The organism is Streptomyces sp. NBC_01717, assembly GCF_036248255.1.
In the GTDB taxonomy this organism is placed as follows: Bacteria; Actinomycetota; Actinomycetes; order Streptomycetales; family Streptomycetaceae; genus Streptomyces.
In genome coordinates, this window is record NZ_CP109178.1 from 5,523,339 (window position 1) to 5,544,653 (window position 21,315).

Annotated in this window: 18 protein-coding genes and 1 pseudogene; 14 read left to right on the forward strand and 5 right to left on the reverse strand. The window is 71.0% G+C overall.

Annotated features, from left to right (window positions below; translation table 11 throughout):
• Positions 1–147 precede the first annotated feature (147 nt).
• The 6 genes from OHB49_RS25085 (at position 148) to OHB49_RS25110 (ending at position 6,140) form a co-directional block, all read left to right on the forward strand.
• Entirely contained in the window at positions 148–540 is a 393-nt protein-coding gene (locus tag OHB49_RS25085) for a hypothetical protein (protein WP_329163202.1), read from the forward strand.
• A gap of 32 nt (positions 541–572) precedes the next feature.
• Positions 573–1,439, forward strand: coding sequence for a TatD family hydrolase (locus OHB49_RS25090; protein WP_329163203.1), 867 nt, complete (start codon positions 573–575; stop codon positions 1,437–1,439).
• Between the two features lie 175 nt (positions 1,440–1,614).
• Entirely contained in the window at positions 1,615–2,889 is a 1,275-nt protein-coding gene (locus OHB49_RS25095; RefSeq protein ID WP_329163204.1) for a ubiquitin-like domain-containing protein, read from the forward strand.
• Complete coding sequence (rsmA, locus tag OHB49_RS25100) at positions 2,886–3,842, forward strand: 16S rRNA (adenine(1518)-N(6)/adenine(1519)-N(6))-dimethyltransferase RsmA (protein WP_329163205.1); 957 nt, start codon at positions 2,886–2,888, stop codon at positions 3,840–3,842. Before OHB49_RS25095 ends, rsmA begins: the two co-directional genes overlap by 4 nt.
• A complete protein-coding gene (locus OHB49_RS25105) occupies positions 3,839–4,732 on the forward strand; it encodes a 4-(cytidine 5'-diphospho)-2-C-methyl-D-erythritol kinase (RefSeq protein ID WP_329163207.1) in 894 nt (297 codons plus the stop codon). Before rsmA ends, OHB49_RS25105 begins: the two co-directional genes overlap by 4 nt.
• 73 nt (positions 4,733–4,805) lie before the next feature.
• Complete coding sequence (locus OHB49_RS25110) at positions 4,806–6,140, forward strand: acyltransferase family protein (RefSeq protein ID WP_329163208.1); 1,335 nt, start codon at positions 4,806–4,808, stop codon at positions 6,138–6,140.
• A gap of 11 nt (positions 6,141–6,151) precedes the next feature.
• On the opposite strand, the gene OHB49_RS25115 is transcribed toward OHB49_RS25110, so the two are convergent.
• Positions 6,152–7,255, reverse strand: a complete 1,104-nt coding sequence (locus tag OHB49_RS25115; RefSeq protein WP_329163209.1) for a hypothetical protein — start codon at positions 7,253–7,255, stop codon at positions 6,152–6,154.
• Entirely contained in the window at positions 7,246–8,370 is a 1,125-nt protein-coding gene (locus OHB49_RS25120; protein ID WP_329163211.1) for a hypothetical protein, read from the reverse strand. Before OHB49_RS25120 ends, OHB49_RS25115 begins: the two co-directional genes overlap by 10 nt.
• Positions 8,371–8,465: 95 nt before the next feature.
• Between OHB49_RS25120 and OHB49_RS25125 the strand changes: the two genes are divergently transcribed.
• From OHB49_RS25125 to OHB49_RS25145, 5 genes are all read left to right on the forward strand, one after another.
• A complete protein-coding gene (locus tag OHB49_RS25125; protein WP_329163213.1) occupies positions 8,466–10,280 on the forward strand; it encodes an ABC-F family ATP-binding cassette domain-containing protein in 1,815 nt (604 codons plus the stop codon).
• 114 nt (positions 10,281–10,394) lie between these two features.
• The gene (locus OHB49_RS25130; RefSeq protein WP_329163215.1) at positions 10,395–12,170 is read left to right on the forward strand and encodes an outer membrane protein assembly factor BamB family protein; all 1,776 of its coding nucleotides are present in this window, start codon (positions 10,395–10,397) and stop codon (positions 12,168–12,170) included.
• Positions 12,171–12,396: 226 nt separating this feature from the next.
• Positions 12,397–14,259: an outer membrane protein assembly factor BamB family protein gene (locus OHB49_RS25135; RefSeq protein ID WP_329163217.1), complete on the forward strand. Its 1,863-nt coding sequence runs from the start codon at positions 12,397–12,399 to the stop codon at positions 14,257–14,259.
• Between the two features lie 85 nt (positions 14,260–14,344).
• The gene (locus OHB49_RS25140; RefSeq protein WP_329163219.1) at positions 14,345–16,192 is read left to right on the forward strand and encodes an outer membrane protein assembly factor BamB family protein; all 1,848 of its coding nucleotides are present in this window, start codon (positions 14,345–14,347) and stop codon (positions 16,190–16,192) included.
• Between the two features lie 295 nt (positions 16,193–16,487).
• Complete coding sequence (locus OHB49_RS25145) at positions 16,488–17,183, forward strand: response regulator transcription factor (protein ID WP_329163221.1); 696 nt, start codon at positions 16,488–16,490, stop codon at positions 17,181–17,183.
• 33 nt (positions 17,184–17,216) lie between these two features.
• Here OHB49_RS25145 and OHB49_RS25150 read toward each other — a convergent pair whose 3' ends face one another.
• The 3 genes and pseudogenes from OHB49_RS25150 to OHB49_RS25160 form a co-directional block, all read right to left on the reverse strand.
• A complete protein-coding gene (locus OHB49_RS25150) occupies positions 17,217–17,528 on the reverse strand; it encodes a hypothetical protein (protein WP_329163223.1) in 312 nt (103 codons plus the stop codon).
• Positions 17,525–17,707 (reverse strand): annotated as a pseudogene (locus OHB49_RS25155) (zinc ribbon domain-containing protein); the annotation flags it as partial. The pseudogene OHB49_RS25155 and the gene OHB49_RS25150, both read right to left, overlap by 4 nt.
• A 12-nt stretch (positions 17,708–17,719) precedes the next feature.
• A complete protein-coding gene (locus tag OHB49_RS25160; protein WP_329163226.1) occupies positions 17,720–17,929 on the reverse strand; it encodes a helix-turn-helix domain-containing protein in 210 nt (69 codons plus the stop codon).
• Between the two features lie 177 nt (positions 17,930–18,106).
• Between OHB49_RS25160 and galT the strand changes: the two genes are divergently transcribed.
• The 3 genes from galT to galK are packed head-to-tail and all read left to right on the forward strand — an operon-like array spanning position 18,107 to position 21,314.
• Positions 18,107–19,150 (forward strand): galactose-1-phosphate uridylyltransferase, encoded by a 1,044-nt coding sequence (gene galT, locus OHB49_RS25165; protein ID WP_030976839.1) that lies wholly within the window; start codon positions 18,107–18,109, stop codon positions 19,148–19,150.
• A gap of 23 nt (positions 19,151–19,173) precedes the next feature.
• Positions 19,174–20,151 (forward strand): UDP-glucose 4-epimerase GalE, encoded by a 978-nt coding sequence (gene galE, locus OHB49_RS25170; protein WP_329166610.1) that lies wholly within the window; start codon positions 19,174–19,176, stop codon positions 20,149–20,151.
• On the forward strand, positions 20,148–21,314 hold the full coding sequence (gene galK, locus OHB49_RS25175; protein ID WP_329163228.1) for a galactokinase: 1,167 nt from the start codon (positions 20,148–20,150) through the stop codon (positions 21,312–21,314). Before galE ends, galK begins: the two co-directional genes overlap by 4 nt.
• Position 21,315: the final 1 nt, after the last annotated feature.

A 21,315-nucleotide genomic window follows, 5' to 3' on the forward strand; every position in this document is an offset into this window, starting at 1 on the left:
AGCCGCGCATCTGGCCCCTTTTGCCACGAGAAGGGCAAGACCGCTCCAATACTCGACAGGGCATGGTGCACTCCCGCCGGTAGAGGCGTCCACTGAATCAGGGACGCATTCTCCGGAGTGCTTGTCCGGCGGACAAGAGGAGCAGGCATGAGCGAGACCGCAGCAACCACCGTGCATGAGGCGTATGCCTTCGCCTGTATGAGGTGCGGACACGGCTGGGAACAGGCCTACGAGATAGAGCACCACGTCGACGGTTCCAACAACGACTTCGTCATCTACAAGGCGAATGGGGAGCGGGTCCCGTCACCCCTGTCCAAGCCCACCTGCACGAACTGCGACGGCCATGTGGTCCGGATCATGCGGTCCGGCCGGGTGTCGACCGTCCAGCGGCTGCTCCAGTCGCAGTACGAGACCGCCGGACACCCCGAGGACAGCGACGTCCGCGAACGCGAGGCGGTAGCCGCATCCGCAGCCGCTCCGGCGGCCGCGGAACACCACTGGCACCTCTCCGACCTGCTGCACCCCTTCCACCGCAAGTGAGAGCGGCGCCACGGTCCTCGTACGATCGTGGCATGAGCCGTACGGAAGCCCCGCCACTGCCCGAACCCCTGCGGGTACCGGTCGCCGATTCGCACACCCATCTGGACATGCAGGACGCCACCGTCGAGGAAGGCCTGGCCAGGGCCGCGGCGGTCAACGTCACCACCGTGATCCAGGTGGGCTGCGACGTGCGGGGCTCGCGCTGGGCCGCCGAGACCGCGGCCGCGCACGCAGGTGTGTACGCGGCGGTGGCCCTGCACCCCAACGAGGCGCCGCGCATCGTCCACGGCGACCCGGACGGCTGGTCCCGCCAGGAGGCGCGGGAGCCGGGCGGGAAGGCCGCCCTCGACGAGGCCCTTGCCGAGATCGACAAGCTGGCCGCCCTCGACCGGGTGCGCGGCGTCGGCGAGACCGGCCTCGACCACTTCCGTACGGGCCCCGAGGGCATGGCCGCCCAGGAGGAGTCCTTCCGGGCCCATATCGAGATCGCCAAACGGCACGGCAAGGCGCTAGTCATCCACGACCGCGAGGCGCACGCCGATGTGCTGCGCGTGCTCGCCGACGCGGGCGCCCCCGAACGGACCGTGTTCCACTGCTACTCAGGGGACGCCGAGATGGCCCGGATCTGCGCCGACGCCGGGTACTTCATGTCCTTCGCGGGCAACGTGACGTTCAAGAACGCCCAGCCGCTGAGGGACGCTCTGGCCGTCGCGCCGATCGAACTGGTCCTGGTCGAGACGGACGCGCCGTTCCTCACCCCCGCCCCGTATCGCGGCCGGCCCAACGCGCCGTATCTCATTCCCGTCACGCTCCGTGCGATGGCGGAGGTGAAGGGGGTCGACGAGGACACCCTGGCGTCGGCGATCAACGACAACACGGCTCGCGCGTTCGATTACTGACAGATCACGCTGTCACGGTGTGCGGTCGCGTCGCTTTGGAGAGTGACCGAAGCTCCACTATCGTCCCGGACGCCCATCGGGCGACCGGGACGAACGGACCTTCTGGAGCGTCGTGATCAATGCGCAGGGCAGTCACCGTGCGGTACCGGGCAGGGGACATGCGGGAGGTGCGGCGGTGGCGACACCGCCGACCGCTCCCGCGCCCCTGCCGTTCCACGAGGAGCAGGCGCTCGTCGCCCTCTGGCCGGTCCACGATCCGACCGTCGTCGACACGCCTGCGGCGCCGCCCGCCGGCCCCCGCACCGGCGGCCGGGCCGATGCCCGGCGGGCCGCGCACCGCCGCAAGAGCCCCGCACGTCCGGAGAACCTGCGCCGCCTCGTCCCGCAGGCCCTGGTCGTCGCCTTCCTGGCCGGCGGCACCACCGCGTTCGTCGCCCACGACAAAGCGGTGCGGCTCACCGTCGACGGGGAGCCGCGCACCCTGCACACCTTCGCGGACGACATCGACGAACTCCTCGACGACGAGGGCATCGCCGTCGGCGCCCACGACGTCGTCACCCCGGCCCCCGTCGGCGACCTCGACGACGGCGACGAGATCACCGTCCGCCACGGGCGCCCCATGACCCTCACCCTCGACGGGGTGCAGCGCCGGGTGTGGACCACCGCAGGCTCGGTCGACGGCGCCCTGCGCCAGCTCGGGGTGCGCGCCGAGGGGGCGTACCTCTCCGTCGCCCGCTCCTCCTCGATCGGCCGCACCGGGCTCGCCCTGGACGTCCGTACCGAACGCACCGTGACCTTCATGGCCGACGGCCGGGAGCGCACCGTCCGCACCAACGCCGCGACCGTCCGCGAGGCCGTCGCCGAGGCGGGCATCACCCTGCACGGCGAGGACACCACCTCCGTGGACCCGCACAGCTTCCCGCGCGACGGCCAGACGGTCTCCGTGATGCGGATCACCGACTCCCGCGAGGTGCACGAGGAGCCCGTCCCGTACGCCGAACAACGGTCCGAGGACGATTCGATCCGCGCCGGTACGGAGGTCGTCGAGCGCGAGGGCAGGCCGGGCGTCCGCCGGATCACGTACGGGGTGCGGACCGTCAACGGCGTCCGGCAGCGGCCGCGGGCGCTGGACGCCGAAGTCGTCCGCACGCCGGTCGACCGGATCGTGAAGGTCGGCACCGGAGCCCGCCCGCGGTCCGTGGCGGGCGCGGGCGGGCTGAACTGGGCCGGCCTCGCGTCCTGCGAGTCCGGCGGCCGGCCTCGCGCGGTCGACGCCAGCGGCACGTACGGCGGGCTGTACCAGTTCGACGCGCGGACCTGGCACTCCCTCGGCGGCAGCGGACGGCCGCAGGACGCCCCGGCGTCCGAGCAGACGTTCCGGGCGAAGAAGCTGTACCTGCAAAGGGGGGCGAGCCCGTGGCCGCATTGCGGCCGTAGGCTTACCGGGTGAGCACCACAGAGCCCGACGCCCTCCTGGGCCCCGCAGACATCCGCGACCTGGCCGCGAAACTGGGGGTACGCCCCACGAAGCAGCGCGGTCAGAACTTCGTCATCGACGCCAATACGGTCCGCAGGATCGTACGGACCGCGGAGGTCCGTCCGGACGACGTGGTGGTCGAGGTCGGACCCGGTCTGGGCTCGCTGACCCTGGCGCTGCTGGAGGCGGCGGACCGGGTCGTCGCCGTCGAGATCGACGATGTGCTGGCGGCGGCGCTGCCGGCCACGGTCCAGGCCCGGATGCCGCGCCGCGCCGACCGGTTCTCGCTGGTCCACTCCGACGCGATGCTGGTCACGGAGCTGCCGGGCCCGCCGCCCACCGCCCTGGTCGCCAACCTGCCGTACAACGTGGCCGTGCCGGTCCTGCTGACGATGCTGGAGCGGTTCCCGACCATCGAGCGGACCCTGGTCATGGTGCAGGCCGAGGTCGCCGACCGGCTGGCCGCCCGGCCGGGCAACAAGGTCTACGGCGTGCCGTCGGTGAAGGCCAACTGGTACGCGGAGGTCAAGCGGGCCGGGTCCATCGGCCGCACGGTGTTCTGGCCGGCCCCGAACGTCGACTCCGGTCTGGTGTCGCTGGTCCGGCGCACCGAGCCGATCACGACGACCGCGAGCCGGGCCGAGGTCTTCGCGGTCGTCGACGCGGCGTTCGCTCAGCGCCGCAAGACGCTTCGGGCCGCCCTGGCCGGCTGGGCGGGCTCCGCGCCGGCCGCAGAGGCGGCTCTGGTCGCGGCCGGGATCTCGCCGAAGACGCGGGGTGAAGCACTGACCGTCGAGGAGTTCGCGGCCATCGCCGAGAACAAGCCGGCGGTGGACGAGCCGGCGGCGGACTCGTCGAGCGGGAGCAGGCCTGGCGCGGACGAGCCCGCCGGGAACGGGAACGAGTCCACCGGGAGTGGCGAGTGAGCGTCACCGTTCGCGTCCCCGCCAAGGTCAATGTGCAGCTCGCGGTCGGCGCCCCGCGCCCCGACGGCTTCCACGACCTGGCGAACGTCTTCCTCGCCGTCGGGCTCTACGACGAGGTCACCGTCAGCCCCGCGGACGCGCTGACCGTCACCTGTTCGGGCCCGGACGCCGCGCAGGTCCCGCTGGACGCCGGCAACCTCGCCGCCCGCGCCGCGATCGCGCTCGCCGAACGCCACGGCGTCGCCCCCGACGTGCACATTCACATCTCCAAGGACATCCCCGTCGCGGGCGGCATGGCGGGCGGCAGCGCCGACGCCGCAGCCGCCCTGGTGGCCTGTGACGCCCTCTGGGCCACCGGCGCCACCCGGGACGAACTGCTCGCCATCTGCGCGGAGCTCGGCAGCGACGTGCCGTTCTCCCTGGTCGGCGGCGCCGCCCTCGGTATCGGCCGCGGCGAGCAGCTGACCCCGATCGACGTCGGCGGCACGTTCCACTGGGTGTTCGCGGTCGCCGACGGCGGGCTCTCCACCCCGGCCGTCTACGGGGAGTTCGACCGGCTCACCGCGGGCACCGACGTCCCCGCACCGGAAGCCTCGCCGGCCCTCCTCGACGCCCTGCGCACCGGCAGCACCGACGTGCTCGCGAAGGCCCTCTCCAACGACCTGCAGCCCGCCGCGCTCTCCCTGCGGCCCTCGCTCGCCGACACCCTCGCCGCCGGCACCGGGGCGGGTGCGCTGGCCGCGCTGGTCTCGGGCTCCGGGCCGACCACCGCGTTCCTGGCGGCGGACGCGGAGGCGGCGCGCAGGATCGCGGACACGCTGCGGACGTCGGGGACCTGCCGGACCGCGCGGGTCGCGGTCTCCCCGGCGCCGGGTGCCACGATCGTCTGACCGCGGGTACTCAGTCGGGAATTGAGTACGGTCGCGCTGCCGCCCCCGGGGCATCGGGCGCGACCGTACCCATATGGGATCAAGTGTTCGTGAACTGGCCGGGGCCACCCCGGCCACCCGGGACCGGTACATCGACCTGCTGCGTGTCGCCTCGCTCGGGACGGTCGTCCTCGGGCACTGGCTGATGGCCGCCGTCACCGCCGACGGCGTCGGCAACCTGCTCGCCGTCGTCCCCGGCCTCCAGCTGCTGACCTGGGTGCTCCAGATCATGCCGGTGTTCTTCTTCGTCGGCGGCTTCTCGCACGCCCTGTCGTACCGCTCCCTCGGCCGCAAGCAGCCCGCCGGCTCGACGGACTCCGTCTACTCGGCCTTTCTCCGGGCCAGACTGCAGCGGCTGCTGCGCCCCACCATGGTCTTCATCCTGGTCTGGGGGACGGCCGCGCTGATCGTCCAGCTGCTCGGCGGGGGCGGCGGGCTGACCGGGGTCACGCTGCGGCTGGTGGCCCAGCCGCTCTGGTTCATCGGGATCTACCTCGCGATGGTGGCGTTCACACCGCCGCTGCTGAAGCTGCACGACCGGTACGGCTGGGGTGCCTTCGCCGGGCTTGCCGCGGCGGCGGTCGCGGTCGACGTGCTGCGGTTCGCCGCCGGTGTCCCGTACATCGCGTTCCTCAATTTCGCGTTCGTCTGGCTCGCCGTGCACCAGCTGGGCTTCCTGCGCGCCGACGGCCGCATCAGCCGCCCCGCGCTGCTGGCCGGCCCCGGCCTGGCCGCCGCGGCCGCGCTGGTCGCGTTCGGCCCGTATCCGCTCTCCATGGTCGGGATGCCCGGCGAGAAGATCAGCAACATGGCGCCGCCGACGCTCGCCCTGCTCTGCCACGGCCTGTGGCTGGTCGGCGCGGTCGAGCTGCTGCGCGGCCCCGGCGCCCGGCTGGTCGCCCGCCCGCGGTTGTGGCGCGGGGTCGTGGCGGCCAACGGGGTGGCGATGACCGCGTTCCTCTGGCACCTCACCGCGATGCTCGGGGTCTACGGGGCGATGATCGCCCTGCACGTCCCGCTGCCCGAACCGGCGACCGGCGCCTGGTGGGCGCAGGTGCCGGTACGGATCGCGGTGGCGGCAGCCGTCACGGCGGGGCTGGTCACCGTCTTCCGCACGTTCGAGCGGCCGGTCACCGCGATACCGGGGAAGGGCTCCGGGCCGGTGTCCGCGCTCGGTGTGACCCTCTGCCTGTTCGGGGTGCTCGGGGTGTCGATGGTCGGGTTCGGCGGGCTGCTGGACGGGCATACGGCGGTGCTGATCGCCGTACGGGTCAGCGCCCCGACGGCCGTCGCGATGGCGCTGGGCGGCTGGCTGCTGGTGGAACGGGCGGGGCGGGGGAGGCGGGCCGGGGACGGAAGCCCCGGGTGACCCCCGCCCGGCTATGCCGGGCGCGGTGCCGTACAGCCGTGCCGTTGCGCCGATGCGTCGGCGAACCGCCGGAGCGCCGCCCGCAGGCCCTTGTGGTCCACGGCCGGGGCGGCCGTGTCGCGCCGGACGTCGTCGCGCAGGGTCCCGACCTCGTACACCGCCACGCCGCCCGCTCCAGGGCACTGGGCGACCAGGGTGTAGGTGCCGTCCTCCGTATCGACGGGGCCCTTGCCGTCGCGGGCCTTGTCGTGCGACGCGTAGCGCAGGTCGTCCCGCTTCTCCTGGCCGAACAGGCTGTAGTACGCGGTGAAGCCGTACAGCCTCGCGCCTTGGAGCCCGCCGAGTTCGCAGCTCTCCAGAGGCGCCGGGGCGGCGGCGGTCTCCACCGCGGTGCGCACACCCCACCGCTGGGCCGTTGTCGGGGACAGCAGCCCCGCGCAGGTGCCGTCCGCGGTCGTCAGCGGCTTGTAGTCCCAGTCGGTCATGGTGACCCCGACATCCTTCACCGGCCTTCCGAGGGGTGCGGCGCACTCGACGCGGTGCGTGTACGCCGTCGCCGTACCGGTCAGCACGGCGGTGAGTCGCTCGCGGGCCGCGGGGTCGTCGAAGCCCCCCTCGCCGAACTCCGCGTCGACCGTCATCACCAGCCCGTTCCCGGGCTCCTTGCCGCAGTCGAGCAACAGGGACGCCCGCGCCTCGTCCTGGTCGTACGCGTCGTCCGGGGAGAAGGCGAAGGAGCCCGTCCAGCCGTGCCCCAACGGGGCATCGAAGCCACTCGCGTCGACGGCGGCGAAGCGGGCGTCCGCGTCGCGGACCCGCAGTGTGAGACCGGCCGGGCCGTCCTTGTGCCTGTCGGCCGCGCTCACCGAGCAGCGCCATCCGCCGGACGTGTGGTCGTCGGAGGACTTCAGCTCGATGCCCCGGAACAGCTTTCGCACCTGGCCGGCCGCCAGGTCTCCGTCGCAGACCGAGTCAAGGGCCCGGTCGTGGCGCCAGGAGCCGTAGCCGCCCGACAGCAAGAAGAATCCGCCCACCGCCACGACAGCCACCGCCGTCCAGACGGCCGTGAGGCGTATGCGCCGCCTGCGCCAGTAGCGGTCGTCGCTCACTTCCATACCTTCCCCAGGATCCTGGTGTCACGGCAGTCGGCGGAGTCCAGATACGCGTCGACGAGCCCGTCGATGCGGGCGACCGAGAGTGCGCGGGTGGCGGTGTCCACCGTTACCCGGCTCAGCGTCCGGCCCTTCGCGCACACCGATTCGGCCCACACGGCGAGCGGATAACTGCGCTGGTCGGCCGTCGTCGCCGGGCTGTCCGTGAGCGCGGCGAGCTCCGCCCCGTACTCGCCCCGCACCTCGGGCAGCACCGCGCCCCACCAGCTCGCGGACGAGACCGCGGCGACCTGGTCCTGGAGGGTCGGGGTGTCCGCGCGCTGCAGGGAGAGGGAACAGGCACGCGCCCAGTCATGGCTCGCGCCCTGGTTACCGTGGTCCGCGCGGGCCCAGCCGTCGTCGCCGAGCAGCCCCGGCCGGAACCAGCGGCAGGACGCCGGATTCTCGTCTGAGTCCCGGTAGTCGTTCACGGGCCTCGGCAGTGGCCGTACGTCCGAGGGCTCGACCGCCGTCCCGCCGCAGTGGCTCTTCTCACGTACGTCGTTGGCGACGGCGGTCACCGCCTCACCCAGTTGCGGTTCCAGGCGTGCTTCCCGGTCGTCCTCGGTGTTCAGCGAGGCATGGACGCGGAAGCGGGTCACCGGCCGGGGATAGCCGGGCAGCCCGGTGGGGCACGCGGCCGTCACCTGGGTCGTGGCCCTCTCGTACGCGGTGGCCCACCTGGGTTCCTCCTCGTACGGCGAGGTGCTCAGGAGATCGCTGAGCCGGACGCCCCGCAGCGGTGCGTCGAGCACGGGCACCACCGTCACATCGAGGCTGCCCTCTTCGCCCCACTCGACGGAACACGTCATCAGCGTCCGCGGCCCGTGGCCGGACCGTCCGGTCAGGTCCAGATCCGTCCGCAGCCGCCAGGTCTCGTCGTCGGGCAGGACGCCGTGTACGGCCCGCTCGGGCAGAACGCCCGCGCAGGCTGTGGCCAGGACATCGGCATTGTGGTCTTCGCGCCGCTGGAACCGGACCAGGACCAGGCCCGTCACCATTGCCGCGAGCAGCACCACCACGGTCAGCTTCGGCAGCCATCGATGCCGCACGAATCGCGCCCATACCGTCGCCGCCATCGCGAGCCCCCGCCTCTTGATCGATCGCTGCACGCTATCGCACACGCCGAGGCGACTACCCTGGGATGTCGATCGATCCCCCAGTCAGGAGTGAAATGGCCGTCAATCTGGTCAATGTCGAGCAGGTCAGCAAGGTGTACGGCACCCGTGCCCTGCTCGACGGTGTGTCCCTCGGTGTGTCCGAGGGGGACCGGATCGGTGTCGTCGGCCGTAACGGCGACGGCAAGACGACCCTCATCCGGATGCTCGCCAAGCTGGAGGAGGCGGACACCGGCCGCGTCACCCACAACGGTGGCCTGCGTCTCGGTGTCCTCACACAGCACGATTCGCTCGACCCGAAGGCGACGGTCCGCCACGAGGTCATCGGCGATCTCGCCGACCACGAGTGGGCGGGCAACGCCAAGATCCGTGACGTGCTGACCGGACTCTTCGGCGGGCTGGACCTGCCCGGCTTCGAGCTCGGCCTGGACACCGTCATCGCCCCGCTCTCCGGCGGCGAGCGGCGCCGGATCGCGCTCGCCAAGCTGCTCATCGCCGAACAGGACCTGATCGTCCTCGACGAGCCGACCAACCACCTCGATGTCGAGGGCATCTCCTGGCTGGCCCGGCACCTGCAGAGCCGGCGCTCGGCCCTGGTCTGCGTCACCCACGACCGGTGGTTCCTCGACCAGGTCTGTACGCGTATGTGGGACGTCCAGCGCGGCACGGTCCACGAGTACGAGGGCGGCTACAGCGACTACGTGTTCGCCCGGGCCGAGCGGGAGCGGATCGCCGCGACCGAGGAGTCCAAGCGGCAGAACCTGATGCGCAAGGAGCTGGCCTGGCTGCGGCGCGGCGCCCCCGCCCGTACGTCGAAGCCGCGCTACCGCATCGAGGCCGCCAACGAGCTGATCGCCGATGTGCCGCCGCCGCGCGACACCAGCGAGCTGATGAAGTTCGCCAACGCACGACTCGGTAAGACCGTCTTCGACCTGGAGGACGTGACCGTCCAGGCCGGACCCAAGACGCTGCTCACCCACCTCACCTGGCACCTCGGCCCCGGCGACCGGATCGGCCTGGTCGGGATCAACGGTGCGGGCAAGACCTCGCTGCTGCGGGCGCTCGCCGAGGCGGCCCGCACCCAGGGCGAGGAGCAGCCCGCGGCCGGGAAGATCGTCGTCGGCAAGACCGTCAAGCTCGCCTACCTCTCCCAGGAGGTCACCGAGCTCAAGCCCAATCTGCGGGTGCTGGAGGCCGTGCAGCAGGTACGGGACCGGGTCGACCTCGGCAAGGGCCGGGAGATGACCGCGGGCCAGCTCTGCGAGCAGTTCGGCTTCTCGAAGGAGAAGCAGTGGACCCCGGTGGGTGACCTGTCGGGCGGTGAGCGGCGACGGCTGCAGATCCTGCGGCTGCTGATGGACGAGCCGAACGTTCTCTTCCTCGACGAGCCCACCAACGACCTCGACATCGAGACCCTGACCCAGCTGGAGGACCTCCTCGACGGCTGGCCGGGATCGATGATCGTGATCTCCCACGACCGGTTCTTCATCGAGCGGACCACGGACCGGGTGATGGCGCTGCTCGGCGACGCCACGCTGCGGATGCTGCCGCGCGGTATCGACGAGTACATCGAGCGCAGGCGGCGGATGGAGGAGGCGGCCGTACCCGCCTCGGCGCCCACCGCGGCGAAGGAGGCGCCGGCCGCCGCCGCGGTCTCGCCGCAGGCCGCCCGCGCCGCCAAGAAGGAACTGCAGAAGATCGAGCGGCAGCTCGACAAGATGTCGAGCAGGGAGACGACCCTGCACGCGCAGATCGCCGACAACGCCACGGACTTCGAGAAGGTGGCGAAGCTCGACGCGGAACTGCGGGAACTGGTCGTGGAGCGCGACGAGTTGGAGATGCGCTGGCTGGAACTGGCCGAGGACGCCTGATCGCTGACGTGCCTTCGGCGTGACCGGTGGGGTCTGTGGGGCGGGTGGTAGAAAGTAGGCTCGCCCGGCGCAGGTGCAGATGCCGGACCGATCCGCGCGAAGGGGGACGTGCTGATGGCCCAGCCGCCCGGCCAGCAACCGCCGCAGGGAAGCTTCGGGGATCCGTACGATCCACCGCCGGAGTCGGTCCAGCCGTCGCCACCCGGATACGGCTCCGCGCCGCCGCCCGGTCAGGCCGCGGGACCGTACGGGGCGCCGGTACAGCCGGGCCCGTACGGCACACCCGCTCAGCCGGGTCCGTACGGCGTTCCGCAGCCCGGGCCGTACAACGCGCCGACTCAGCCCGGGCCGTACGGCTATCCGTCGTCGCCGCAGCCCGGATACGGCTACCCGCAGCAGCAGTCGCAGCAGCCCCCGCCGCCCGGTGGCGGAGGGTTCTTCAGGGGCGGACGCGGTGCGGTCATCGGTGCCGTGCTCGCGGTGGTGCTGCTGGCCGGCGGTGGCATCTGGTTCGCCACCAGCGGGGGCGACGACGAGTCGAAGCCCACGGCAAGGGCGAGCACCGACCCCGGGCCGGGCGCCACCGGCGGCGGGGGCGGCGGGGGCGGCGGCAAGGCCGAGGACCGAGGCATGCACGACCTCGGTGCCGAGGCCGACGCGCTCAATGCCCAGCGCAGGCCGGGCGAGGCGAAGGTCCTCTGGCTCCAGGAAGGCGGCGTCGACCTGCCGCGCAACGGCTCGGACGTGTACGGCCCCTGGATCGTCGGCGACACTGTCGTCAAGGCCATGTTCCGGACGGTCTCCGGCTACTCCGTCACCGACGGCAGCCGGAAATGGAGTCTTCGTATGCCGTCGAGTCTGTGCGCGGCGCCTTCGCAGCCCACCGTGGACGGCAAGATCGTCTTCGGAATCGAGACCGGCACCGCGGACGACGCGCTCTGCAACTCCCTCCAGATGGTCGACCTCACGACCGGCAAGGCCGGCTGGCGCAAGACATACCGGCGCCAGGGTGCCTGGGATCTGCTGTCCGACGTCTCGATGGCGATCAACGGCGACACCGTGACCGTGGGGCGCACCAGCAGGACGGACGCCTTCCGAGTCAGCGACGGCGCGGTGCTCTTCGGCGAACTGCCGGGCAACTGCCAGCCGTTCGGCTTCGCCAGCGGCCCCGTGGCGATCGCCGCCACCAGTTGCCAGACCGCGGCCGACGACCACAAGGAGCAGCAGGTGCAGCGGATCGATCCGGTCACCGGAAAGGTCCAGTGGACGTACAAGGTCAAGAAGGGCTGGGAGGTTGCACAGTTCTACTCGGTCGGCCCGCTGGTCGTCTCGCTGAAGCAGGAGGACAAGTGGGCGATCATCGTGCTCAACGAGAACGGCACCTATCGGTCCCAACTGGTCGGCGGCACCGACGACTACGGGACGAAGTGCGGCGGTGACCTTCTCACCGAGGGCAAGAACCTCGACAACTGTCTCGGGGTGGCGGCCGACGACCGGATGGTCTACCTGGCGACCAAGCCCCCCGAGGACGACCTCACCCCCACCAACAAGGTCGTCGCCTTCGATCTGAACACCGGTCAGGCGAAGTGGAAGGCCGCGGCCCCGGCCGGACAGACCCTGATGCCGATACGGACGGAGGGCGGCAGGCTGCTGATGTATCTCGCCGCCGGGAAGAACAAGGGCGGCGGCATCGCGTCCCTCCCGCCGGCCGGTGGCACGCCGCAGATGGTGCTGCGGCACCCGGCAGCGGCCTCCATGGTGGAGCGCGGCTTCTTCGATTCCAGGGTCGCCTATCAGAACGGGCGTTGCCTCCTCATGCACGCGAGGATCAGCGGGATCGACGACGAGGACGAGAAATCGATGAAGTCGATGGCGGGCTTCGGCAGCTGACGGGCCGAGGCGTAACGAGGGCATCACGGCGCGGTTCTCCCTTGGGAACAGGGGGCGGACCGACTCGGTGTCCGATGCGTCGCGGGTGGTACAAAGAAGCCCCGCTCGACTGTCGTAACGCCGCGGAAGCCATGCCCGATTCGCTCCTTTCCGAGGGGAATTCAGCCCAGCGGAATCGCGGGGGAGACCGGAACGGGCACCGGACCGCACGAAGGGGGACGTGCTGATGACCCAGCCGCCCAGCCAGCAACCGCCGCAGGGAGGCTTCGGCGCTCCGCAGGATCCACCGCAGGGGAATCCTCAGCCGACGGCGCCCGGGCAGCCGCCGCAGGGTCAACCGCCTGCCCAGCCGCCGCAGATGCCTGCCGCGCCGCCGACACCCCCGCCGCCCGCTCAGCCGGGTTACGGCTACCCGCAGGCGCCGGGCCAGGCCCCCGGTTACGGCTACCCGCAGCAGCCGGGACCGTACAACCAGCCGGGACCGTACGGCCAACAGCCGGGACCGTACGGCCAACAGCCGGGTCCGTACGCCCAACAGCCGGGCCCCTACGGCCAGCAGCCGCAGCCCGGATACGGCTACCCGCAGCAGCAGTACCCCGGCGCTCCGGTACCCGGCGGCCCCGGCGGTACGGGCGGTGGCAGCCCCTTCAAGGGGAAGCCCGCAGTGATCATCGGTGCCGCGGTCGCCGCCGCGATCGTCGTCGCCGGTGGCGTGTTCCTCGCGACCAGCGGTGGTGACGACGACAAGAAGCCCGACGCGCGGGCGAGCACGGACGGCAAGGCGCCGAGCGGTTCGCCCTCCTTCGACGAGGGCGACGGCAACGGCGACGGGCGACCGGCCGATGACGACCTCAACGCCGGGCGCAAGCCGGGCGAGGCCAAGGTCCTCTGGCTGCAGAAGAACGACGTCGACCTGCCGCGCAACGGCGCGGACGTGTACGGCCCCTGGGTCGTCGGCGACACCGTCGTCAAGGGCATGTACCGCGCGGTCTCCGGCTACTCGGTCGCCGACGGCAAGCAGAAGTGGACGCTGAAGCTGCCCGCCGACATGTGCGCCGCGCCTTCGCAGACCACCGCCGACGGCAAGATCGTCATCGGGGTCAAGAACGGCACCACCGACAAGGCGGACTGCTCGGACCTCCAGATGATCGACCTCAACACCGGCAAGGCCGGCTGGAAGAAGTCGATCAAGAAGAACGGCATCTGGGACATGATGTCGGACATCTCCCTCGCCATCAGCGGAGACACCGTCACGGTCGGCCGGACCAGCAACTCCAACGCCTACCGGGTCAGCGACGGCAAGGAGCTGTTCGGCAAGCCGGCGGGCAACTGCCAGCCGTTCGCCTTCGCCGGCGGCCCCAAGCTGATCGCCGCCTCCAGTTGCCGCACCGATGACATCGACAACCCTCAGCACCAGATCCAGGAGATCGACCCGGCCACCGGCAAGCCCAAGTGGACGTACCGGCCGGCCCGTGGCTGGGAGATCGACCGGGTCTACTCGGTGAGCCCGCTCGTCGTCTCGCTGACCCAGAGCGAGAAGAAGAAGTGGAGCATCCTCGCCATCAAGGAGAACGGCACGCTCCGTTCCCAGCTGGTCGGTGACAAGGGCGACAAGTTCGCACCGGACTGCGGCAGCGCGTTCGCCATCTTCGGCAAGTCGCTGGACGGCTGTGTCGGTGTCGCTGCCGATGCCAACACCTTCTACATGGCGACCGAACCCGACTCCAGCGGCACCGCCCGTACGAACAAGGTCGTCGCGTTCAACCTGAACACCGGCAAGCCGAAGTGGAAGGCCGCGGCCCCGGCCGAGCAGACCGTGAAGCCGCTGCGGATGGAGGGTGGCAATGTGCTGCTCTACGTGGAGGCCGGATACAACAAGGGCGGCGGGATCGCCACCCTCGCCCCGACCGGTGGCGCACCGAAGATGCTGCTCCGGCACCCGGAGTCGACGTCCCAGATCGAGAGCTCGTTCTACAACGCGAAGATCGTCTACGCGGACGGGCGTTCCTTCATCGCGAGCGGCCGGGTCAGCGCGAGCAACGACAAGGAAGAGCTGGAGACGAAGACCATGATGGCTTTCGGCAAGTGACGGCTCACGCAGGCACCCGACGGACCCTGACCGACCGCGACAGGTCCCGACCGACCGACTCTCCTTCCCTCGAGGTACGTACGCCATGACTCAGCCGCCCCAGCCGCCCAACGAACCGCCCCAGGGCGGGTTCGGCGCCCCGCAGGACCCCCCGCCCGGCGGGTTCGGGGCACCGGTCCCGCCGCCCGCCGACCCGTTCGGCAAGCAGCCGCCCACCCCGCCCGCGGGCGGATTCGGCGCCCCGCAGGCGCAACCGCCCGCCGGTGGTTTCGGCGCCCCGCAGGCGCAACCGCCCGCCGGTCCGCCGCAACAGCAGCCGGGTTACGGCTATCCGCAGCAGCCCGGTTACGGCTACCCGCCGGGTCCCCCGGCCGGACAGGGCCTGCCGCCCGGCCAGCCGCCGCAGCAGGGCTACGGATACGGCTACCCGACCGCCCCGATGCAGCCGCAGTACGCGCCGCCTCAGCAGGGCGGGAACGGCGGCAAGAAGTTCACCACGCAGATGCAGATCATCGTTGCCGCGGTGGTCGCCGTGGCAGTGATCATCGGTGGTGGCATCTTCCTCGCCTCCGGTGGCGACGACAAGAAGAACGAGGTGTCCACCGCCGGTCCCACCGGTGGGGACAAGGGCGGCGAGGACAGCGGCATCGGCGGTGGCGGCAAGGAGAAGGTGCCGGCGAACACCAAGTCCACCGTCGCCTTCCAGCTGCCGGAGCCGAAGGTCGGCGACGTCACGACGGTCGACGGCTCCTGGCTGACCGACAAGGCGTATGTGAAGACCGGCGTCGACGAGATCGTCGGCTACGACAAGGTCAAGGGCACCAAGCTCTGGTCCATCCCGCTGGAGGGCCAGCTCTGCGCCGCCTCCCGGCACATGTCGAAGGACTACAAGACGGCCATCGTCTTCGAGGAGGGCAAGCCGACCAAGGCGAAGAAGTACTCGCCGTGCAACCAGGTCGGTGGGATCGACCTGAACACCGGAAAGCTGATGTGGAGCAAGCCGGTGACCGCCGCCACCAGCGGTGACGAGCCGGTCAGGTTCGACGAGGTCACGCTCAGCGGCAGCACGGTCGCCGCGGGCGGAACCGAGGGCGGCGCCGCCTTCGACCTGAACACCGGCGCCGAGCGCTGGAAGCCGAAGGTCGGCACCGATGGCTGCTACGACAAGGGGTACGGCGGCGGCGACGCGCTCGCGGTGGTCCGCAAGTGCGGTACGTACGACAGCCCGCAGCTCGTCATCCAGGCGCTGAACCCGACGACCGGCGCCCCGCTCTCGTCGTTCAAGATGCCGCCCGGCGTCGATTACGCGAGCATCGTCTCCACCAAGCCGCTGGTCGTCGCGGCCGATGTCGGCGACACCGCCGGCGACGGCAGTGGGATCTCGGACTTCTTCTCGATCGACGCGTCGACCGGCAAGCTCCTCACCAAGATCGCCGCGGACGGCGAGAAGTACGCCGCCCGCTGCGGCTCCACCGAGGTCGAGACCTGCCAGCAGCTGGCCGTCGGCAACAACCGGCTCTACCTGCCGACCGAGGAGCACGAGGGCACCGGCGAGTACGGCGACACGAACGAGATCGTCTCGTTCGACCTCACCACCGGCAAGCCGACCAGCGACAAGGCCGACGCGGGCGACCGGTACACGATGTTCCCGATCCGCATGGACGGTTCCAACATCATCGCGTACAAGGTTCCCCCGTACGACAAGGGCGGCCAGATCGTCTCCATCGACGGTTCCACCTTCAAGCAGACGGTGCTGATGGAGAACCCGGGGGACGAGTCCGTCCGGGACGCGGAGACCAGCTTCTCCATGGACTACGCGGAGATCCTGTACTCGGACGGCCGGATGTACATCTCCGAGGTGATGGTGAGCAAGCCGCGCGAGAGCTCCCTCGACGACAAGCAGTACCTCGCGGTCTCGTTCGCCACCGGCTGACCCCGGCGCGGCTACGCGCACGCACCACGGCCCTGCCGGTCGATCATTCGACCGGTAGGGCCGGTCGTTTTCTGCCCGCTCACCGATCCCTTCCGCCGGTTTACTGTCGGTCAACTGGACCCGAACAGCACATAATTCGGCATTCCGGGGGTCTTCTGCCTGGTAAGGGGCGCGCCACGTCGAACAAGCGTGTAGCTTGCCGGGTCAAAGGAGCCGGGGGGCCGGGGCCTGTCGTCGGACCGGCGTCCGCCGCGCGACGCCTGGGTGTGGCTCCATTGCTGCGGGGGGTAACTCGATGGGCGTGCGGCTCATGGTGGTCGATGACCACAGACTGCTCGCCGAGGCGTTGGCCTCGGCGTTGAAATTGCGGGGTCACCGGGTGCTCGCGGCGGCCGCGCCGACCGCCGGTGCGGCGGAACTCGTGGTGAGCAGAGCGCCGGAGGTCTGTCTGTTTGGCACGGCGGCACCCGCCGAACCCGGGGCGTTCGACCCGATAGCCCGGATCAAGCGGGAGCGCCCGCAGGTGGCGGTGGTGGTGCTCGGGCCGGTGCCGAGTCCGCGCGGGATCGCGGCTGCCTTCGCGGCCGGCGCCGCCGGGTATGTCAGGCACGACGAGCGGATAGAGGGTGTCGAGCGGGCGATGGTCAAGGCGCGGGCCGGCGAGGCGGCGATCGCGCCGCAACTGCTCCAGGGCGCCTTCGCCGAGCTGCTCAACCCGGCCGTCCAGCCGGACGACGAGGGGCAGCGGCTGCTGCGCATGCTCACCCCGCGCGAGGTCGAGGTCCTGGTGCGGGTCGCGGAGGGCGAGGACACCCGGCTGATCGCGACCGGGATGCGGATCGCGCCGAGCACCGCGCGTACGCATGTGCAGCGGGTGCTGATGAAGCTGGGGGTCGGCTCACGGCTGGAGGCCGCGGCACTGGCGGCCCGCACCGGACTGCTGGACCGCGCGGCGGTGGGCGGAACGTCGAAGGGGCCGGACGCCGGGTGACGTCCGGCCCCTTCGGGGCGGTGCGGAGACTGCTCAGGCGTCCGGGCCGCCGTCGGCGGCGCCGTCCGGCGCCGGTGCCGGACGCAGCTTCAGCCACAGCAGGAAGAACAGCCCCAGCACCAGCACGGCCAGCCCGGTCCAGAGGTTGATGTGGACGCCCTCGGCCTTCTTCAGGTCCGCGTCGGACGGGTTGATCCGGTGTTCGCGCCCCGGTTGGTCGGGATGTCGATGACACCCTGCCCCTGCTCGTAGATCCAGAATTGACGATCCATCACCGCTGGGCGGGGTGGCTCCCTTTGCTGCCCGGAGGCTGCAAATGTGGTTCCACGCGTCCGCCTCCGTCATGAGACGGGACTTGGCGCGGTGGGGCGCCTGCGCGTGCTATTGGTGACCGAGCCGCCCGTCCGGCGGGCTCGGGCCTCGATCTCGACCGAGGCGTTGTGATCGGCATCGTCCTCATGCCCACAGTTGACGCAGGTGAAGCTTCGCCCGCATCCAGGGCGAGATTCCGGATCCGCCCGACCACATTTCGCACATCAGGCCAGTTCCGACTCTCCGCGTGCAGCGGTCAGATATCGGCTCTGCTCCTGTGAGCGCAGGGTGCTGCCTCGCTGCTCAAACACGTATGTGCGCTGCTCGAGCGCAATGTTCCACAGGGTGCGTGCCGCATACCCCCACCGGGTCGGGACCTGTTCCTGCGCGCGGTTGGGATACAGCCGGTATCGGCGTCCCAAGTCTGCCTTCACGCCGGGGAACGTAAGGCCGGCTGCTCGGCGATTGCCAGTGGATCGAGTCCAGTTCACTCCTAAGCGTTCGGGTCTGGAACGTGCGTACGTGTCGATATGTGCAGCCGCGTGTGCCCACTCATTGACGTGTGTGTTGGCTTGTGGTTTGTTGTGTGCGGTTATGTTTGGAGGAACCTGATGAAGAAGACGGTTACGACGCTCGCCGACGGCCGGGAGCTGCTCTACTACGACAGCCGCGACGACGTGGTCCGGGACGCCGTCGACCGGCGGCCGCTGGACGCCGTATCGACCTCCTCCGAAATCCGCCGCGATCCCCTCCTCGGGGACAGCGTCGCCGTCGCCTCGCACCGTCAGGGCCGCACATACCACCCGCCGGCCGACGAGTGCCCGCTCTGCCCGTCCCGGGACGGACGGCTCAGCGAGATCCCCGACGACCGGTACGACGTGGTCGTCTTCGAGAACCGCTTCCCCTCGCTCGCCGGTGACTCCGGCCGCTGCGAGGTCGTCTGCTTCACCTCCGACCACGACGCGTCCTTCGCCGACCTCACCGAGGAGCAGGCGGCTCTGGTCCTGGAGGCCTGGACCGACCGCACCGCCGAACTCGCCGGGTTCGAGCAGGTCAAGCAGGTGTTCTGCTTCGAGAACCGGGGCGCCGAGATAGGTGTGACGCTCGGCCATCCGCACGGACAGATCTACGCGTACCCCTTCGTCACCCCGCGCACCGAGCTGATGCTCCGCTCGATGGAGGCGCACCGCGAGCGGACCGGTGGCAACCTCTTCGACGACATCGTGGCCCGCGAGCTGGCCGACGGCGATCGTGTGGTGCTGACCGGCGAGCACTGGGTGGCCTTCGTCCCGTACGCGGCGCACTGGCCGTACGAGGTGCATCTGCACCCGCGCCGGCGCGTCCCCGACCTGCGGGAACTCGACGAAGGCGCGCGCACAGAGTTCGCACAGATCTATCTGGAACTCTTGAGGCGATTCGACCGGATCTTCGGCCCCGGTGAGCCGCCGACCCCGTACATCGCGGCCTGGCACCAGGCGCCGTTCGGAGTCCCCGGGCGGGAGGAGTTCGGGCTTCACCTCGAGCTTTTCACCATCCGACGTACCTCCGGCAAGCTGAAGTTCCTCGCGGGTTCCGAGTCCGGCATGAGTGTGTTCATCAACGACGTGCCGCCGGAGGCCGCGGCCCAGCGACTGCGAGAGGTAGCGAGCGAGTGAGCAAGCCCCAGAGCGACCCCCGGATCGGCCCCCGGAAGAAGTACCTCGTCACAGGCGGCGCCGGATATGTCGGCAGTGTGGTGGCCGCGCATCTCCTCGAAGCCGGTCACGAGGTGACCGTCCTCGACGACCTGTCGACCGGGTTCCGCGAGGGCGTCCCCGCCGGGGCCGAGTTCATCGAGGGCTGCATCCAGGACGCCGCGCGCTGGCTGGACTCCTCCTACGACGGGGTGCTGCACTTCGCCGCGTATTCCCAGGTCGGCGAGTCCGTCACCGACCCGGAGAAGTACTGGGTCAACAACGTCGGCGGATCCACCGCCCTGCTCGCCGCGATGCGTGACGCGGGCGTCCGCACCCTGGTCTTCTCCTCCACGGCCGCGACCTACGGCGAACCGGTCTCCAGCCCGATCACGGAGTCCGACCCGACCGCCCCCACCAACCCGTACGGCGCGACGAAGCTGGCCGTCGACCACATGATCACCGGCGAGGCGGCCGCGCACGGACTGGCCGCGGTCTCGCTGCGCTACTTCAACGTGGCCGGGGCGTACGGCAGCCACGGGGAGCGGCACAGCCCCGAGTCGCATCTGATTCCGCTGGTCCTCCAGGTCGCGCTCGGCCGGCGCGAGTCGATTTCCGTCTACGGCGACGACTACCCGACCCCCGACGGCAGCTGCGTACGCGACTACATCCACGTCGCGGACCTCGCCGAGGCCCACCTCCTGGCCCTGGACGCGGCCACCGCGGGCGAGCACCTGATCTGCAACCTCGGCAACGGCAACGGCTTCTCGGTACGCGAGGTCATCGAGACCGTCCGCAAGGTCACCGGCCACCCGGTCCCCGAGACCGCGGCACCGCGCCGCGCCGGTGACCCGGCCGTGCTGGTCGCCTCCGCCGCCACCGCCAGGGAACGGCTCGGCTGGCAGCCGAGCCGTGCCGACCTGGCCGGAATCGTCTCCGACGCCTGGACGTTCGCCCGCCGAGAGGAGCCCACCGCGCCATGACCGACAACGCTGAGCTGGTCACCGCTTTCACCGAGCTGTACGGCACCGCCCCCGAAGGAGTCTGGGCGGCGCCCGGCCGGGTCAACCTGATCGGCGAGTACACCGACTTCAACGACGGCTTCGTGATGCCGCTCGCGCTGCCGCACACCGCGCGCGCGGCCGTCGCCCGCCGCACCGACGGTGAGCTGCGGCTGCACTCGACCGACGTGCCGGGCGGTGTCGTCCAGCTCCGCGTCGACGAGCTGGCCCCGCACTCCGGGCACGGCTGGGCGGCCTACCCGGCCGGCGTCGTCTGGGCGCTCGGCGAGGCGGGCCACCAGGTCACCGGCGCGGACATCCAGCTGACCTCGACCGTCCCCACCGGCGCCGGGCTCTCCTCGTCCGCCGCCCTCGAAGTGGTCACCGCACTCGCGCTGAACGACCTCTTCGAGCTCGGCCTGTCCGCCTCCGAGCTGGCGGTGCTTGCGCAGCGCGCCGAGAACGCATTCGTCGGCGTGCCGTGCGGCGTCATGGACCAGATGGCGTCGGCCTGCTGCACCGACGGCCACGCGCTGCACCTCGACACCCGCGACCTCACCCAGCGCCAGGTCCCGTTCGACCTGGCCGCGCACGGTCTGCAGCTGCTGGTCGTCGACACCCGGGTCAAGCACGCGCTGGGCGACGGCGCGTACGCGGAGCGGCGGGCCGGCTGTGAGGCGGGCGCGCGGGCGCTCGGCATCGGGACGCTGCGCGATCTTCCGTACGACGGTCTCGGCGCCGCGCTCGACACCCTCGCCGAGTCCGGTGCCGACGAGTCGGTCGTGCGGTACGTACGCCATGTGGTCAGCGACAACGCACGGGTGGAGCAGGTCATCGCGCTGCTCGATGCGGGCGATGTGCGCGCCGCGGGCCCCGTCCTCACGGCGGGCCATGTCTCGCTCCGTGACGATCTGCGGGTCTCCTGCCCCGAACTGGACCTGGTGGTCTCCACGGCGAACGCGGCCGGGGCGCTGGGTGCGCGGATGACCGGCGGCGGCTTCGGCGGGTCGGCGATCGTGCTGGTGGAGGAGGCGGACGCGGACGCGGTCACCAAGTCGGTTCTGGAGGCGTTCACTTCGGCGGGATACGCGACGCCCGGGGTCTTTCCGGCGGTCCCGTCGGCAGGCGCCCGTCGCACCGGCTGAG